Raw genomic sequence first — 14,276 nt, forward strand, 5'->3', positions numbered from 1 at the left:
GACGCTACCGCCCCGTTCGGCCAGGAGAATCCAGCGCACTGGCAAGCGGCCTACCTGGGTGCCCTCTTTGACCGACACGATGACCCCAGAGCGCTCCCACTCGGCGATCCGGCGCTTGCGGCCCGTGCCCGTTCCCGCTCACCGCCCGGGGGCGGGCCCCCCACCATCAGCGTGCGCAAAAGTGGAGCGATGGACCGGCTGACGATCCATGAGACCTCTTCCGGTGGCAGCCCTGCGTTTCTCACGCTCACGCTTTCGGGGAACTGGACGAACTGGACGTCATGAACGTCGGCCAACTCAGTGATGCCGTGGTGCGCGAGCTGGAGGCGGGCCACCGGCATCTGCTGCTCGACCTGAACGAGATCACGAGCCGGTCCTTCCCGGGCCCCGCTCTTGGCACGAGCGAACCGGCGAGCCGCCACGTATGCAACTCCGCACTGCTGCACCGACGTTGAGGCCGCGGTGATGTTGACTGGATTCGCAACTCATGGGGATAGTGTGCCTGTTCTGTGAACGGGTTGTTCGAAACTCCAGGGAGAGGGCACATGAGAGCACGTACTACGTTCCGAGGCGTCATCGTCGGCACCGCGGCCATGGCCGCGGTGTTCAGCGGGACGACGGCACAAGCGGCGCCCTCCGAGACTGAACCGACCTGCTCTTACCCCTCGGTCTGCTTCATCCACGGCGGAGAAGTCGTCGACGAGTACTACCACGTGTCCGACTGGCAGTACCTGCCGATCCCGCTGCGCGCTCCGCTCCGGGTCGTCAACACACGCCATGAGACGGTCTGGATCGGCGACAGCAAGGGGGGCGCCAGCTGCATTCAGCCCGAGTCGGCCCTCGACGTCCCGTACGGCACCATCGAAGCCGTGCGGATCGACGACTCGGTCGAGTGCGATCTCACCTGACGCGTCCCGGCCCTGCTCATGCTCGCCGGGGCGATCAGGATCACCACCCTGGTCAGCAGGCAACCCCCTCGGGTTGCCCCCAGCCTGGCAGCGAGCCAATGGACGCAGATGCCTCAAGACGCCCCGCTGTCCGAACGTGACTCCCGGCCGCCCTCTTCAGCAGGCGCCTTCGGCTGCGCGGCCGGGCGCCCGGGATCTGGGCAGCGGTTCCGGTAACGACTCCACAACACCTCTCTGCTCTCCACAACTGTCTCTTTCCGCCACTGGTCTCCCCTGCGTCGAGATACGGACCGACAGACACACAAAATCAAGATCAATATCTGGCGAACTCGTTCGCCCGGCGCCACCAGGAGAGACCACTTCATGCCCCACCCGGAGCACAGCATCACCCCGCACAGACGCGGCCGCCCCCACCTCGCCGCCGCCACCACCGTGGCCGCCGCGCTGACCGGCGGACTGCTCATAGCCGCCGCACCGGCGGCGACGGCGGCGCCGAGAGCGGAACTTCCGGCCACGAACGCCGACTTCAACGGCGACGGCTACGCCGACGTGGCCGCGTCCGCGCCCACCGCCTACGTGAACGGCAAGAAGCACGCGGGCACCGTCTCCGTGATCTACGGGAAGGCGACCGGCGTCGGCCGCACCACGACGTACTCCCAGAACAGCCCGGGGGTGCCCGGAACCGCCGAGGCCGGTGACTTCTTCGGGGGCGAGACCGCGTACGGGGACTTCGACCGCGACGGCTACGACGACCTGGTCGTCGGCACGCCGGGCGAGGACGTCGGCGGCGACAAGGACGGCGGCACCGCGCAGATCCTGTGGGGTTCGAAGAGCGGCCTCAAGGGCGGCACCACCGTGAAGGACCCGCGCCCCACGAAGCACGACGCCTTCGGCAGTGCCCTTGAGGCCGGTGACTTCAACGGCGACGGCAGGGACGACCTGGCGCTCGGCACGTACTCGGCGGCGACCATCGACGTCTACCGCGGCGGCCTCTCCTCGGGCGGCACCAGCCGCTACACGGTCAAGCCCCCCATCCACGGCGGCAACGGCGACGGAGTGCGCAACCTGCACTCCGGCGACGCCAACGGCGACGGCGTCGACGACCTGATCGTCAACGGCTACGAGAAGGACACCCCCAACGGCTACAACGCCAACTTCTGGCTGCCGGGCTCCTCGGCGGGCCTCAAGGCCGTCGGCGCCCAGAAGCTGCTGCCCGGCATCATCACGGACCTGGGTGACACCGACAAGGACGGCTACGACGACATCGTCATCGGCAACTACTGGGACGATCACATCACAGGCTCCGCGCGCGGCGGCGCCGTCCACGTGGTGCACGGCGGCGTGAACGGGCCGGACAGCGGCGACCGGCAGAAGTTCACCCAGGACACCCCCGGTGTGCCCGGCGCTGGCGAGAAGGGCGACTCCTTCGGCACCGAGATCGACCTCGGCGACATCAACGGCGACGGCAACCTCGACCTCGTGGTCGGCGCGCCCGGCGAGACCGTGAACGGCCTCACGGACACGGGCGCGGCGACCGTCCTGTACGGCGCGGCGAACGGCTCCGGCATCACCGGCAAGGGCGCGAAGTTCCTCACCCAGAACACGCCGGGCGTGCCGAACTCCGACGAGAAGGCCGACTTCCTCGGCTCTGACGTGCACATCGACGACCTGAACGGCGACGGCCGCGGCGACGTCGTCCTCGGCGCGTCCGGTGAGAACGGCGGCAACGGCGCGGTGTACCCGCTGATCTCCCGCGCCGACGGCTCCCTCAAGGGCTCCTCCGGCGTCTACACCTCCACGGCCGGCATCTCCGCGACGGGCAGCCCGCAGTTCGGCTTCCGCTTCGCCGACTGACCCGCGGCGCGGCTCACGGGGCGCGGCTCACGGGGCGCCCGCTCCGTGAGCCGCGGACGGGAAGACCCCGCAGACAGCCGGGCCCGCTCTGGACGCGCACGGATCCGGCCCGCGACGCCGCGCCTCCTACCGCACCACGACGTTGTCCGCGGCCGAAGTCGACGGGCCGGTGGTGGTGTTGCCGTAGTACGCCCAGCGCCACGCGCCCGTCCTGGACGCCTTCACGGTCGTCCTGAGAGCACCCGAGCCGTTGGCGCGCACCTTCTTCACCGTGGTGTAGGAGGTGGCTCCGCTGGGCTTGAACTGCAGGCTCACCAGGCGGCTTCCGTAGGAGGCGTACTTCTTCGTCTCCCAGTTGGCCCGCCTGACCTTGCCGGTCACGGTGATGGTCCTGCCCTTGGCCACCGGTTCGGGCGCGGCGTTCACGCTCAGGCGGGAGTTGCGCTTGACGTAGGCGGTCAGGCGCTTGTCGTCCGTGTCACCGCCGCCGCCCTTGAAGGACACCTCGGCCGCGACCTTCCAGGCTCCGGCCTCGCTGTTGCGCATGTCCCACACCGTGGGATCGAAGTACATCGTCTCGTTGAAGTCGCAGGCGCGCGAGCTCACCTCGTGGCAGTCGCTCGTCTCGACGGCGTGCCACAGTCGGTCACCCGTAGTGCCGCGGTACAGGAACACCGCCGGCCACTTCCACTTGCGGGTGGTCGTCATCCGGAAGGAGGCGGGCACCGCGACCTCCTTGGACACCCCGATCACGATCGGCTTGCCGCCGTTCACCTGGACGCGGGTGAAGGAGACCCCGCCCTCGGCCGCCCCGGCCGGCACCGCGGCCACGCCCGTGAACACCGCCGCCGCGCCACCGGCCACGACAGCTCTCCAGACCTTCTTGCCCACCTGATCCACGATCTTTCCCTCTGCATGTCTCTGCGTCTCTGTACCGAAAGGACCCGGAGAGCCCTCCTCCGGCGCCTTTCAGACAGCCAGGGTCTCTACGCGGTTGTGCACCCGTAGATCACGATCGGGTATCAGAGGTCGTTCTCATGAGCAAAGTCCAGGTACCGTCCGCCGACCAGCGGCGATGGCGTTCACGGAACGGACTCCCCGATGCGGGAGAGAGCATCCGCACCGTTTGTCACGGTTACGTGCTGTCCTGCGTCTGCGGCTGGGAGCGAGCGGCCGGTGAGTTCTGCTCCCAGCGGGCGTCCAGCGCGGCGGCGAAGTCCTCGGCGCGGGTCAGTTGGACGCGCAGCTTGTCCACCTGACCGGCGGCTGCCTGCCCGTAGGTGCGGACGCGCTTCAGCAGCGTCTCGCGTTCGCTGTCGTCGAGCGCATCGCCGCTGTCCAGGCAATCGGTGGCGTCCAGGTCGTCTTCGGACCGGTCGTCTCCGACATCCCCATGGCCGCACTCGTCGCCGTCATGGTGATGGTGTCCTTCGCGACCTTCGACTGGCACTCCATCGCCCTCAAGACGCTCAAGCGCGTGCCGGCGGGGGAGAGCGCCGTCATGGCCGTCGTGGTCGCCACCCACAACCTCGCCATCGGCGTCGTCGTCGGCACCGTGACAGCCATGGTGATCTTCGCCGAGGTCACCGCCGTCACCGACCCCGACGGCGGCACGGTCGTCTACCAGGTCACCGGTGAGCTGTTCTTCGCCTCCTCCAACGACCTGGTCACACAGTTCGACTACACCAACGACCCGGACAAGGTCGTCATCGACCTGTCCGCCGCCCACATCTGGGACGCCTCCTCCGTCGCCGCCCTCGACGCGATCGAGACCAAGTACGCCCGGCGTGGCAAGGAAGTCGAGATCATCGGCCTGAACCGGCCCAGTGCCCAGATCCACCAGAAGCTCAGCGGCGAACTCACCGGCAGCCACTGACCGCCGGCGCCGCGATCAACGAGCGGGACCCCGGCCAACCGGCCGGGCTGGGCGTCCGGCCCCCCTCCTGGTGTTCACCGCGACGGTGGGCGCCCAGCTGTGAGCCTTCTGCCTGTGCTCGCTGCTCGCTGTCGCCTCCTTCGGCTTCCTCTTCCCCTTGACTCGACGGGCGCCGTCGCCGCGGCGTGAGCGCGTTCGCCGCGGCGGACGGAGGCGGAAGTTCTGTTGTCAGGACAAACTATTGACAGGAGCGCGGGTGCCTCGCGAAGGTGTGCCCATGCGCATCGGACTGATCGGAACGGGACGTATCGGCACCTTCCACTCGGCGGCCCTGGTCGGCCATCCGGGGGTGGACTCGCTCGTCGTCGCGGACGTGGACGCCACGCGGGCGGCGGACCTCGCGGCCCGGGTGGGAGCGGAGGCGGCGCCCTCGGTGGACGCGCTCCTCACGGCGGGGACGACGGGCTCCGGCGCGGACGCCCTGGTGATCACGGCGGCGACCTCGGCGCACGCGGAGCTGATCGGCAGGGCGGCGCGGGCCGGTCTGCCGGTGTTCTGCGAGAAGCCGATCGCCCTCGACCTGCCCGGCACCCTCGCCGCGCTCGCGGAGGTCGAGGCGGCCGGCACGGTGCTCCAGCTCGGCTTCCAGCGGCGCTTCGACGCCGGGTACGCGGCGGCCCGCGAGGCGGTGCGGTCCGGACGGCTCGGGCGGCTGCACACGGTGCGGGCCATGACGTCCGACCCGGCGCCGCCGCCCGCCGCGTACCTGCCGCTCTCCGGCGGCCTGTACCGCGACTGCCTGGTGCACGACTTCGACATCCTGCGGTGGGTGACGGGCCGTGAGGTGGTGGAGGTGTACGCCGTCGGGTCCGACGCGGGACCGGCGATGTTCCGCGAGGCGGGCGACGTCGACACGGCCGCGGTGCTGCTCACCCTCGACGACGGCACGCTGGCCACGGCCACCGCGACGCGCTGCAACGGCGCGGGCTACGACGTCCGCATGGAGCTCGCGGGCGAGGCGGACCAGCTCGCGGTCGGCGTGACCGACCGCACCCCGCTGACCTCGGCGGAGCCGGACGGCCCTGCCGCGCCCGACAAGCCGTGGCCCGGCTTCCTGGAGCGGTTCGCGCCCGCGTACGAGGCGGAGCTCGCCGCGTTCGTGGAGGTCGTGCGCGGCGAGCGGGACAACCCCTGCGACGGCCGTGAGGCGCTGCACGCGCTGCGGATCGCGGAGGCGTGCGAGCGGTCGCGGGCCGAGCGGCGGCCGGTGCGGCTCGCGGAGATCGACGGGGGCTGAGGCCGCCGGGCCCGGCGACGCCCGACGGCGGGCCGGGCCCTCGGGGCGGGCGCTCAGGACGGCGTGGCGCGGACCGTGCCCTGGGCCAGCGCGCACAGCGACTGCGTGCCGTCGTCGGCCACGGCGAACAGGTCGCAGCGGACGACGGCCTGACGGCGGGTCGCCTCCGCCACCGTCGCGCGGGCCACCAGGCGGGCACCGGTCGCGGGGCGTACGTACTGAATGGTGAAGCCGGACGTCAGGACGGCGGCGCCGAGCACGGTCCCGGCCGCGAACGTGATGCTGTTGTCGGCCGCGTACGCGAGCACACCGCCGTGCACGAAGCCGTTCTGCTGGCGCAGTTCGTCACGTACGGGGATCTCCAGCGTGGCCGCGCCGTCCCCGAAGGCGCTGACCTCGGCGCGCACGAGGCGGCTGAAGGGCTGGGCGTCCAGGGTCTTGCGGGCCAGGCGGAGGTCGAGGGCGGCGGCGGGGCCGGGGGCAGTGGAGTCGAGGGCACCGGTGGAGTCGAAGTCTCCTGCTGTGCCGTGTTCTTGGTCGTGTTCCGTCATGAGGCGACTTCTACCATCGCCCGCCCAGGTGACGTCTGCCCCGCATGAGCATGCCCGGCTTCCACTCCCCCGGCGCGCCGTCCAGGGCGAGGTCCGGGCGTCGGCGAGGGCCGCCCTCGCCTCTCGTACCCCACGATCAGGGACAGGTCCGCGCCGTCGTCCCGGTGTGGGATGCGGACGCGGTGGACCGGCCCGCGGGCGCGGAGGTCGGCGTGGACGCTGTGGGGGTCGGTGGTGAATCGGGCGCCGTACGCCGCGAGGTCGACGCTCTCCGCCACGCAGGCCCCCTTCGGTCTCCGTACCCCCTCAACGCACGGGCGGACCGGTCGGGTTCCCCCGGCTCACTCCTCGTTCAGCAGCCCCGCGTCATGGACGAGCAGCGCGATCTGCACGCGGTTGTTGAGGTCGAGCTTGGTCAGGACGCGGGAGACGTGGGCCTTCACGGTGGCCACGCTCAGGTACAGCTCGGCGGCGATGTCCGCGTTGGACGCCCCCTTGCCCACGGCGACGGCGACCTCCCGCTCCCGGTCGCCGAGCACGTCGAGCCGGTCGAGGGCGCGCCGCCGCCGGTCGAGCTCGGGCCCGCCCCCGGCCACCTGGGAGATCAACTGCTGCGTCACGCTGGGCGAGAGCACCGGCTCACCCGCGGCCACCGCCCGTACCGCCGCCACGATCTCGGCGGGCGCGGTGTCCTTCAGGACGAACCCGGCGGCCCCGGCCCGCAGCGCCCGCAGCACCTGTTCGTCGGCGTGGAAGGTGGTGAGCACGACGACCTCGGGGGCGTCGGGCCGCTTGCGCAGGGCCTCGGTGGCGGCGAGCCCGTCCATCGTCGGCATCCGGATGTCCATCAGGACGACGTCGGGCCTGACCTCCGCGACGAGGGCCGCGACCTCGCTGCCGTCGCCCGCCTGCCCCACGATCTCGATGTCGTCGGCGCCGCCGAGCATGAAGGAAAGACCGGCGCGGACCAGCGGGTCGTCGTCGACGAGCAGCAGCCTGATCGGATTCATGCGCCTACCGTAACCAGCATCGCGTGCCCGCTCGGCACGTCCGGGCCCGGTCACGACGGGAGCCTCAGGCGCAGCGGGCCGCAGCCGATGCGCTCCGCCTCCAGGGCGACGTACCGCGGCAGCAGCCTGCGGATGTCCGCGGCCCTGCGCCCGTCGTCCGCCCGGATCAGGAAGGTGACCTCGCCGGTCTGGCAGGAGGCCTGGTAGAGCCCCATGTCCTCGCGCAGGAAGCCGTGCCCGCGGGACTCCTTCTTGGTGTCCCCGACGGCGCTGACCTCGCGGCCGCCGTCGAACGACAGGCCCTTGTAGAGCACCGCGAGCCGAGGGTCCTCGACCGTCATCAGGCGCAGCGAAGGGTGGCCGAAGAGGACGTCCCGGTCGCAGGTGCGCACGGGGGCGTCCTTCGAGGCCGTGGTGACCAGCGGCCGGTAGTAGCGGCTGACCACGTTCTTGCCCGGCGCCGAGAGGCCCTTGACGCCGCAGACCGCGTCCCGCTTCTCCGTCGTGAACCGCGCGGGCTCGGCGAGCCGGTCCGTGGGGTCGCCGATGGGACTGTCGCACCCCCGGTCGGCCATGTGGCCGTTGACGAGCTTGACGACGGCGCGCGCAAGCCGGGCGCGTTCGTCGGTGTCGACGTCGCCGCGGTAGTCCGTCCAGCCCGCCTCCACGTCGACGACGAGCGGGCCGTCGTCCTTGCTGGGCCGCCCGATGCAGCCCTCCGGTATCGCGAGCCACGCGCGCGTGTCCGACACCATGCCGAGCAGACCGCCGCCGAGCGGTGTCATCCGCGCGGACAGGTACTCGTCGGCCCACTTGTCGCGCGCGCCGCCGAACCGGTCGTCGAGCCGGTGCAGTTGCGCGCGCACGCGCTTCCCGCGTGGCGACTTCAGCTCGCACAGGCCGGACGGGCCGTCCGAGGAGATGCTGTCGTAGCTGACGCCCACTTCGGAGGACTCGATGTCCCGCTTGCCGTGGAAGAGGTCCGCGACGTCGTCCTCGTCGAGCGCGCCCCAGCAGGCCCGCTCCTCGTGGAAGGGGCCCGCGTCGGCCTGCCAGGCCACGACGGTCCCGCCGAGCAGCGCGCCCGCGAGCGCCGCGGCGACGGCGGGCGTCCAACGGGCGCGGGCGAGGCGCCGCAGGCGGCGCCAGTGCCACCAGGGGGGCGGGGCGGCGGCGATGGCGGCGGCGACCACGCCGAGGGGCTTGCCCGCCGGGGCGGGGCTCGGGGCGGCGTCGGATTCCGCGACGGTTCCGGAAGTTTTCGGAGGCGATGCGGGGGGTTCGGCGGGCGTCGCAGCGGTTTTCGGAGGCGACGCGGGGGATTCCGCAGGCGTCGCAGCGGCTTTCGGAGGCGACGCGAGGGATTCCGCAGGCGACGCGGGGGTGTCCGCAGGCGTCGCGGGAGGCTCCGCGGAAGTCGAGGCCCCCTCGCCCGCGCCCTGAGCCCGCTCGCCCTGAGCCTGCTCCTCCAGACCCCGCTCGCCCTGAGCCCCCGCGTCCACGGTCCCCTCCCCCTTGTCCACGTCACTCATCGACCGCTCCCCTCCGTGTCGGCGGCCGGCGCGACGGGCGCGCAGCCGAGGCGCCGCGCCACCGCGTTGGTGAACGTGGCGAAGTAGTCGGACGTGGTTTTGGTGGGCGCGCCGAGCAGCAGGAAGGACGTGGGCCTGCCCGCGCAGTCGGCGCGTACGACGCCGTGGTCGGAGGTGAAGGTTCCGGTGCCTCGCCAGCCCTTCTCGGGTGCCCGGGTCCCGGTCGCGCCGTCGAGGAGTGCCGAGATGCGGGGTTCGCGCACCATGACGGCGTCGAAGAGCGGCTGGTCCACGCGCTCCCCGAGCCGCACGGAGCGCCCGATCCGCGCCGAGCAGGACTGCAGGTCGTCGTCGACCGCGCCGACCTGGTAGCGCAGCCGCATCGCGGCCTCCTTGCCGAGGTCGGACTTGATGTCGAGGCCGGGGATGCGGCAGACGGCTCCGTCGGGGAAGCTCTCCTCGCGTTCCGGCAGCGTGGGCACGGGACCGGAGACCCGCAGCGGTTCGCCGTCGGCACAACCGGCGGCCTCCATCCCCTTGTTGGCGGCGGCCACGAGGAGTTCGGCGACGTCCCGGGAGCCGCCGAGCTTGGGGACGGCGGCCAGCACGTCGTCCGGCTCCGCGGCCTCGCGCGCGTCGAGGGTGACGGCGGTGGGCCGCCCGTCGCGGGTGTCGCACCGCTTCGGCAGCACGAGAAGCCCGTGGCTGCCGTCGGCGACGCCGGGCAGCCCGTCGGGCAGGGGCATCGCGCGGTCGCCGAGGTAGCCGCCGAGCCAGGTGACGCGGCGGCCCGCGGACCGGGGCGCGGGACCGTACGTCACCGTGACGGTCGTCTCCTGCCGATCCTTGTCGCCGTTGTACGTGTCGCTGGACGTGACCGACAGACGGCACTCGCCGCGCGGCTCGCGGGACGTCGGCGCGGTCCCCGTGGACGTACGGCTGCGGTCGTCGTCGCCCTCGAAGCCCTCGTCTCCGAGGATGCCGGGCCCGCTGTCCTCCTGCCACGCGCCCCAGCAGTAGCGGTCGCGACCGTCGAAGGGCCAGGTGTCCGTGGCCCAGGTGCCGACGCCGCCCGCGAGCAGCGCGAGCACGAGACCGGTGGCCGCTGCCCCTCGCCGTGTTCTGACGAACCGCCGTACGCGTACCAGCCGTTGGGCCCGGGTATCCACCGGTATGTCCCCCGGCGCGCCGCCGGACGCGCCCCCTGGGCTCTCCCCCGTCACGATCTCCGCCTCTCTCGGTAAGGCGGCTGATCGTACAGAAGGTGTGCGGACGCGAAGTCAGCAGGCCCCTGAGGTCATGCCCATGGCAGCCAGGCCTCGACGGTGAAGCTCCCGTCGCAACCGCTGCCGTGGCTGAGCCTGCCGCCCGCGAGGGAGGCGCGTTCGGTGAGCCCGATGAGGCCCTGCCCCGAACCGGGCACCTGCGGCACCTCGCCGGGCGGCGGCGGATTGCGCACGGACAGGGTGAGGCCCTCGCCGGGCGCGCCCGCGACGACGACGGTGACCTCGGCGCCGGGCGCGTGCTTGCGGGCGTTGGTGAGGCCTTCCTGGGCGATGCGGTAGGCGGTGCGGCCGATCGCGGCGGGCACCGCGTCCGGGTCGGGGACGCGCAGGTCGAGGACGACCTTCATGCCTGCTTCGCGGGACTCGGCGACGAGCGTGTCGAGGGCGGCGAGGGTGGGCTGGGGCCGCCCCGACGCGTCCGCGTCGCCGCCGCGCAGGACGCCGATGACCTGCCGCAGGTCCTGCAGGGCCTCGTGCGCGCTCTCCCGGATGACCCCGGCGGCCCTCGCGACCTCCTCGCGGGGCGCGTCGGGCCGGAACTCCAGGGCGCCCGCGTGCACGCTGAGCAGGGTGAGCCGGTGGGCGAGGACGTCGTGCATCTCGCGGGCGATGGCCTCGCGGGCGAGCTGCTGGGCCTTCTCGGCGCGCAGCGCGGCCTCGTTCTCGGCGCGCCGGGCGCGGTCGCGCAGGGCGAGCAGGAGCTGGCGCCGGGAGCGGACGAGCATGCCCCAGGCGACGGTGGTCGCGGCGAACAGCGAGGTGAGGACGATCGAGAGGACGTAGGGCAGGTCGGGGTCGGGCCGCCACCAGTAGAAGGGCACCATCAGGACCACGGACGCGCCGACGACCCACGCGGAGTACTTCCAGGGCCGGTGCACGGCGAGCGTGAAGTAGGCGACGACGGCCGCGCCGCCCGAGGTGTTCGACAGCACCCCGACGGCGACCATCGCCACCGCGAGCCCCACCGGCCAGCGCCTGCGCAGCCACACGGCGGCGCAGGCGAGCGCGCCGCAGAGATGGTCGAGGGCGGACCAGCCCTCGGAGACGGCGGGGTTGGCCTGCACCTCGCTGCTGATGACGAGGCCGAGGAAGACGGCGAAGAGGAAGCAGACGAAGTCGACCAGCCAGTCACGCACGGTCCGCTTGTACCGCCCGGTCCTGCCGGTGGCCCGGTCGGGATCGAGCTCGGCGGCCACTGCCGAGGGCAGGAACCACTGCCTGCGGGCCACGGGCTCCGCCCCGGTCCCGACGTCCGCCGTGTCCGCGGGCTCCGTACGACTCTTCACACCGCACAAATCTACGCACCGGGCGGTGCCCCACCCCGTCCCGGCAGGTGATCATCGACGAAAGTCGGAGCGCGCGAGACTTTGGGCGCTCGGGGCGGGCGCCGGGGGCGCCTTGCGACGGGTACGGCCTCGCCCCGCGGCCGATGTGCGCGCGGGGCCGCGGGGCGAGGCTGTCGTGCCATGAAGCAACTGCTGGAGTTTCTCGGTGTGATCCTGCTGATCCAGGGCGCGGTGGGCCTGCTGAACGAGCTCACCGGCTGGCTGGGCGGGTGGGGCGCGGTGCAGCACCTGACCTTCGTCGACGGCTACGAGCTGTATCTGAGCATCGCGATGATCGTGCTCGCGTGCGCGCTCTTCGCCGCGGCCGAGAGCCGCAGGTTCGGCTGAGCGGGCGCGCCCCCGGCCCGGCCGGACCTCGCCCGCGCGCGGTCAGCAGCCGTGGTCGACGAGGTCGAACGAACGGTAGTGGTCGGCGGTGTAGTAGTCCTCCTGCTGGGACTCACCGGTGACGATGCGGCGGGCGCCCCGGTTCGGGGAGCCGGGGGTCTTGACGGTGTACTCGTGGTAGTAGCCGTTGTTCTGCTTGGGCAGGATGCCTTCCCTGTTCTGGAAGACGGTGCCGTCCTGCGGGTAGGGGAACGGGCCGCCCCGCTCGATCAGGTCGAGCGTGTCGTGCGCCTGGGACGGCAGGTCGGAGTAGCAGATCTCGCCGACGGCGGCGGCCGAGAACCCGGCGGGCGCGACGGCGGCGACCGGCTGGGGGGCCGCGGCGTTCGCGGTGCCGGTGACGGAGCCGCCGACGAGCAGGGCGGCGGCGAGGGCAGTGACACTGAGGATCCGTGGGGGGATTCGCATGCACCCAGCATGACGCGCGTAGAGGTTGATGTGTCAACGTCAAGTGCATCGAATTTTCCGGAAGTTAACTTCCTCCCCGGGGCTCTCACACCCGCCGCGCGGTCTCAGTAACTCCCGTACTCCGGGCGGCCGTCGCGGTCGTAGCTGCTGATGACGACACCCTTGGACGTCGTCCGCGTGCCGGTGTGCCGGAACGCCGTGGGCAGGGCCCCGTCCGCGAACAGCCGCTTGCCGGTGCCGAGGACCACGGGGAACGTCAGCAGGTGGAGCGTGTCGATCAGTTCGTGCTCCAGGAGGGACTGCGCGAGGCCCGCGCTGCCGTGCGTTTGCAGTTCGCGGCCCGGCCGCTCCTTGAGCGCGGTGACGTCCTTGACCAGGTCCTCGCGGCCGATGATCTCGGTGCCCTGCCAGTCCGCGCCGGTCAGCGTGGTGCTCGCGACGTACTTCGGCAGGGAGTTCAGGCGGGAGGCGATGGGGTCGGCGGGGTCGGTCATCTTCGGCCAGTACGAGGCGAAGATCTCGTACGTCCCGCGCCCGAGCAGGAAGGCGTCCGCCCGGTCGAAGACTTCGGTGACGAACCCGATGAAGTCCTCGTCCCCGTAGGGGAACGACCAGCCGCCGTGCGGGAAGCCGCCGCTGGTGTCCTCCTCCGGGCCGCCCGGAGCCTGGATGACGCCGTCGAGGGTGAGGAACTGGGTGAGCGTGATCTTCATGGTGTGACCTCTCGGGGATGGTCGCGGCGCCCGCGGCGTGGTCTTCCCTGTCTCACCCACTCAGACCGCGGCCCGCGCCGAAAGTCATCGGCGCGCCCGGCGTCGCCGTCCGTTTGCCGCCAGCCGTCGCCCGCCCCCGCGGCTTTGATGGAACCCGTCGAAGAAATTGAACCCTCAAGCACTCTCACTCTCTACGGAAACGGGCAGAAGAATGTCTTCTCTGAACGGCAGGACGGCTCTGGTCACCGGCGGCAGCCGCGGCATCGGCGCGGCGACGGCCCTGCGGCTCGCCCAGGAGGGCGCCGACGTGGCCCTCACCTATGTCCAGGGCGAGGACGCCGCCCGCGAGGTCGTCGCCAAGATCGAGTCGATGGGGCGGCGCGGGTTCGCGATCCGCGCGGACGCGGCCGACGCCGGGGACGCCGCGGGCGCCGTGGAGCGGGCCGCCGACGACCTCGGGGGCCTGGACGTCCTCGTCAACAACGCGGGGGCGGGCGTGCTCAAGCCCCTCGGGGACCTCACCCTCGCCGATGTCGACCGGGTGCTCGCCGTGAACGTGCGCGGTGTCTTCCTCGCCTCCCGGGCCGCGGCCGGGCGGATGCGGCGGGGTGGGCGCATCGTGTCCATCGGCTCCTGCATGGTGCAGCGCGTGCCCGGGGCCGGGGGCACCTTGTACGCCACCAGCAAGGCCGCGCTCGTCGGGCTCACCAAGGCGCTCGCCCGCGAGCTCGGTGAGCACGGCATCACCGTGAACCTCGTCCACCCCGGGCCCATCGACACCGACATGAACCCCGCCGACGGGCCCTACGCCCCGGCGCAGGCCGCCGGGACGGCGCTCGGCCGCTACGGCTCCACCGGGGAGGTCGCGTCCGTCGTGGCCTACCTGGCCGGGGAGGAGGCGTCTTACGTGACGGGGGCGGAGTGGGCGGTGGACGGGGGGCACGCGGCGTAGCCGGCCTCGCGGCGCGCCCCGTTCCCGCCCCTGCTCCGAGACCGGGGGCTGCCGCCCCCTGGACCCCCGCTTGTCGGCGCTCCGCGCCTCGTCCACCATCGCCGGACGGGCTGAAATCAGCCCCTCCGGCGATCGAGGAGCGGGGCCCGGGGCGGA

The 14,276-nt window shown here is 72.3% G+C and carries 14 protein-coding genes and 1 pseudogene; 7 read left to right on the forward strand and 8 right to left on the reverse strand.

All coding sequences use genetic code 11. From position 1 onward, the window contains the following. Window positions 1-281 precede the first annotated feature (281 nt). The 3 genes from QUY26_RS07370 to QUY26_RS07380 all read left to right on the forward strand — a co-directional run bounded on the left by QUY26_RS07370 (window position 282) and on the right by QUY26_RS07380 (window position 2,762). Complete coding sequence (locus tag QUY26_RS07370) at window positions 282-455, forward strand: hypothetical protein (protein WP_289944332.1); 174 nt, start codon at window positions 282-284, stop codon at window positions 453-455. A gap of 90 nt (window positions 456-545) precedes the next feature. After that, window positions 546-908, forward strand: a complete 363-nt coding sequence (locus QUY26_RS07375) for a hypothetical protein (RefSeq protein WP_289944334.1) — start codon at window positions 546-548, stop codon at window positions 906-908. A 363-nt stretch (window positions 909-1,271) separates the two neighbouring features. Continuing rightward, on the forward strand, window positions 1,272-2,762 hold the full coding sequence (locus tag QUY26_RS07380) for an FG-GAP and VCBS repeat-containing protein (protein ID WP_289944335.1): 1,491 nt from the start codon (window positions 1,272-1,274) through the stop codon (window positions 2,760-2,762). Between the two features lie 126 nt (window positions 2,763-2,888). Here the strand turns inward: QUY26_RS07380 and QUY26_RS07385 are convergent, their stop codons facing one another. Next, window positions 2,889-3,653: a hypothetical protein gene (locus QUY26_RS07385; RefSeq protein ID WP_289955561.1), complete on the reverse strand. Its 765-nt coding sequence runs from the start codon at window positions 3,651-3,653 to the stop codon at window positions 2,889-2,891. A 469-nt stretch (window positions 3,654-4,122) separates the two neighbouring features. On the opposite strand from QUY26_RS07385, the pseudogene QUY26_RS07395 reads away from it, so the two are divergent. Further along, window positions 4,123-4,638: pseudogene (locus QUY26_RS07395) on the forward strand (STAS domain-containing protein); the annotation flags it as partial. A gap of 277 nt (window positions 4,639-4,915) precedes the next feature. Then, window positions 4,916-5,935, forward strand: coding sequence for a Gfo/Idh/MocA family protein (locus QUY26_RS07400; RefSeq protein ID WP_289944337.1), 1,020 nt, complete (start codon window positions 4,916-4,918; stop codon window positions 5,933-5,935). Between the two features lie 53 nt (window positions 5,936-5,988). On the opposite strand, the gene QUY26_RS07405 is transcribed toward QUY26_RS07400, so the two are convergent. From QUY26_RS07405 to QUY26_RS07430, 5 genes are all read right to left on the reverse strand, one after another. Next, window positions 5,989-6,486 carry a PaaI family thioesterase gene (locus QUY26_RS07405; RefSeq protein ID WP_289944339.1) on the reverse strand — a complete coding sequence of 166 codons (498 nt, stop codon included), beginning with the start codon at window positions 6,484-6,486 and terminating at the stop codon, window positions 5,989-5,991. Window positions 6,487-6,827: 341 nt separating this feature from the next. Further along, window positions 6,828-7,496 carry a response regulator gene (locus tag QUY26_RS07415; RefSeq protein ID WP_289944341.1) on the reverse strand — a complete coding sequence of 223 codons (669 nt, stop codon included), beginning with the start codon at window positions 7,494-7,496 and terminating at the stop codon, window positions 6,828-6,830. 50 nt (window positions 7,497-7,546) lie between these two features. Beyond that, window positions 7,547-8,689, reverse strand: coding sequence for a hypothetical protein (locus QUY26_RS07420; protein ID WP_289944343.1), 1,143 nt, complete (start codon window positions 8,687-8,689; stop codon window positions 7,547-7,549). A gap of 335 nt (window positions 8,690-9,024) precedes the next feature. Then, window positions 9,025-10,197 (reverse strand): hypothetical protein, encoded by a 1,173-nt coding sequence (locus QUY26_RS07425; RefSeq protein WP_289944344.1) that lies wholly within the window; start codon window positions 10,195-10,197, stop codon window positions 9,025-9,027. A 128-nt stretch (window positions 10,198-10,325) separates the two neighbouring features. Beyond that, window positions 10,326-11,600 carry a sensor histidine kinase gene (locus tag QUY26_RS07430; RefSeq protein WP_436840285.1) on the reverse strand — a complete coding sequence of 425 codons (1,275 nt, stop codon included), beginning with the start codon at window positions 11,598-11,600 and terminating at the stop codon, window positions 10,326-10,328. Between the two features lie 180 nt (window positions 11,601-11,780). Between QUY26_RS07430 and QUY26_RS07435 the strand changes: the two genes are divergently transcribed. Then, window positions 11,781-11,987 (forward strand): hypothetical protein, encoded by a 207-nt coding sequence (locus QUY26_RS07435; RefSeq protein WP_289944345.1) that lies wholly within the window; start codon window positions 11,781-11,783, stop codon window positions 11,985-11,987. Between the two features lie 42 nt (window positions 11,988-12,029). Here the strand turns inward: QUY26_RS07435 and QUY26_RS07440 are convergent, their stop codons facing one another. Further along, on the reverse strand, window positions 12,030-12,455 hold the full coding sequence (locus QUY26_RS07440; RefSeq protein ID WP_289944347.1) for a ribonuclease: 426 nt from the start codon (window positions 12,453-12,455) through the stop codon (window positions 12,030-12,032). Between the two features lie 104 nt (window positions 12,456-12,559). Continuing rightward, window positions 12,560-13,168, reverse strand: coding sequence for a dihydrofolate reductase family protein (locus QUY26_RS07445; protein ID WP_289944349.1), 609 nt, complete (start codon window positions 13,166-13,168; stop codon window positions 12,560-12,562). A 211-nt stretch (window positions 13,169-13,379) separates the two neighbouring features. On the opposite strand from QUY26_RS07445, the gene QUY26_RS07450 reads away from it, so the two are divergent. Continuing rightward, a complete protein-coding gene (locus tag QUY26_RS07450) occupies window positions 13,380-14,120 on the forward strand; it encodes an SDR family NAD(P)-dependent oxidoreductase (RefSeq protein WP_289944351.1) in 741 nt (246 codons plus the stop codon). Window positions 14,121-14,276: the final 156 nt, after the last annotated feature.

This window comes from Streptomyces flavofungini, from assembly GCF_030388665.1.
In the GTDB taxonomy this organism is placed as follows: domain Bacteria; phylum Actinomycetota; class Actinomycetes; order Streptomycetales; family Streptomycetaceae; genus Streptomyces; species Streptomyces flavofungini_A.

What these genes read in the sequence shown, in the direction of transcription:
- QUY26_RS07380 (WP_289944335.1), top strand. Translation starts at nt 1,272, where the DNA reads ATGCCCCACCCGGAGCACAGCATCACCCCGCACAGACGCGGCCGCCCC.
- QUY26_RS07375 (WP_289944334.1), top strand. Translation starts at nt 546, where the DNA reads ATGAGAGCACGTACTACGTTCCGAGGCGTCATCGTCGGCACCGCGGCC.
- QUY26_RS07370 (WP_289944332.1), top strand. Translation starts at nt 282, where the DNA reads ATGAACGTCGGCCAACTCAGTGATGCCGTGGTGCGCGAGCTGGAGGCG.
- QUY26_RS07445 (WP_289944349.1), bottom strand. Translation starts at nt 13,168, where the DNA reads ATGAAGATCACGCTCACCCAGTTCCTCACCCTCGACGGCGTCATCCAG.
- QUY26_RS07440 (WP_289944347.1), bottom strand. Translation starts at nt 12,455, where the DNA reads ATGCGAATCCCCCCACGGATCCTCAGTGTCACTGCCCTCGCCGCCGCC.
- QUY26_RS07405 (WP_289944339.1), bottom strand. Translation starts at nt 6,486, where the DNA reads ATGACGGAACACGACCAAGAACACGGCACAGCAGGAGACTTCGACTCC.
- QUY26_RS07435 (WP_289944345.1), top strand. Translation starts at nt 11,781, where the DNA reads ATGAAGCAACTGCTGGAGTTTCTCGGTGTGATCCTGCTGATCCAGGGC.
- QUY26_RS07415 (WP_289944341.1), bottom strand. Translation starts at nt 7,496, where the DNA reads ATGAATCCGATCAGGCTGCTGCTCGTCGACGACGACCCGCTGGTCCGC.
- QUY26_RS07450 (WP_289944351.1), top strand. Translation starts at nt 13,380, where the DNA reads ATGTCTTCTCTGAACGGCAGGACGGCTCTGGTCACCGGCGGCAGCCGC.
- QUY26_RS07400 (WP_289944337.1), top strand. Translation starts at nt 4,916, where the DNA reads ATGCGCATCGGACTGATCGGAACGGGACGTATCGGCACCTTCCACTCG.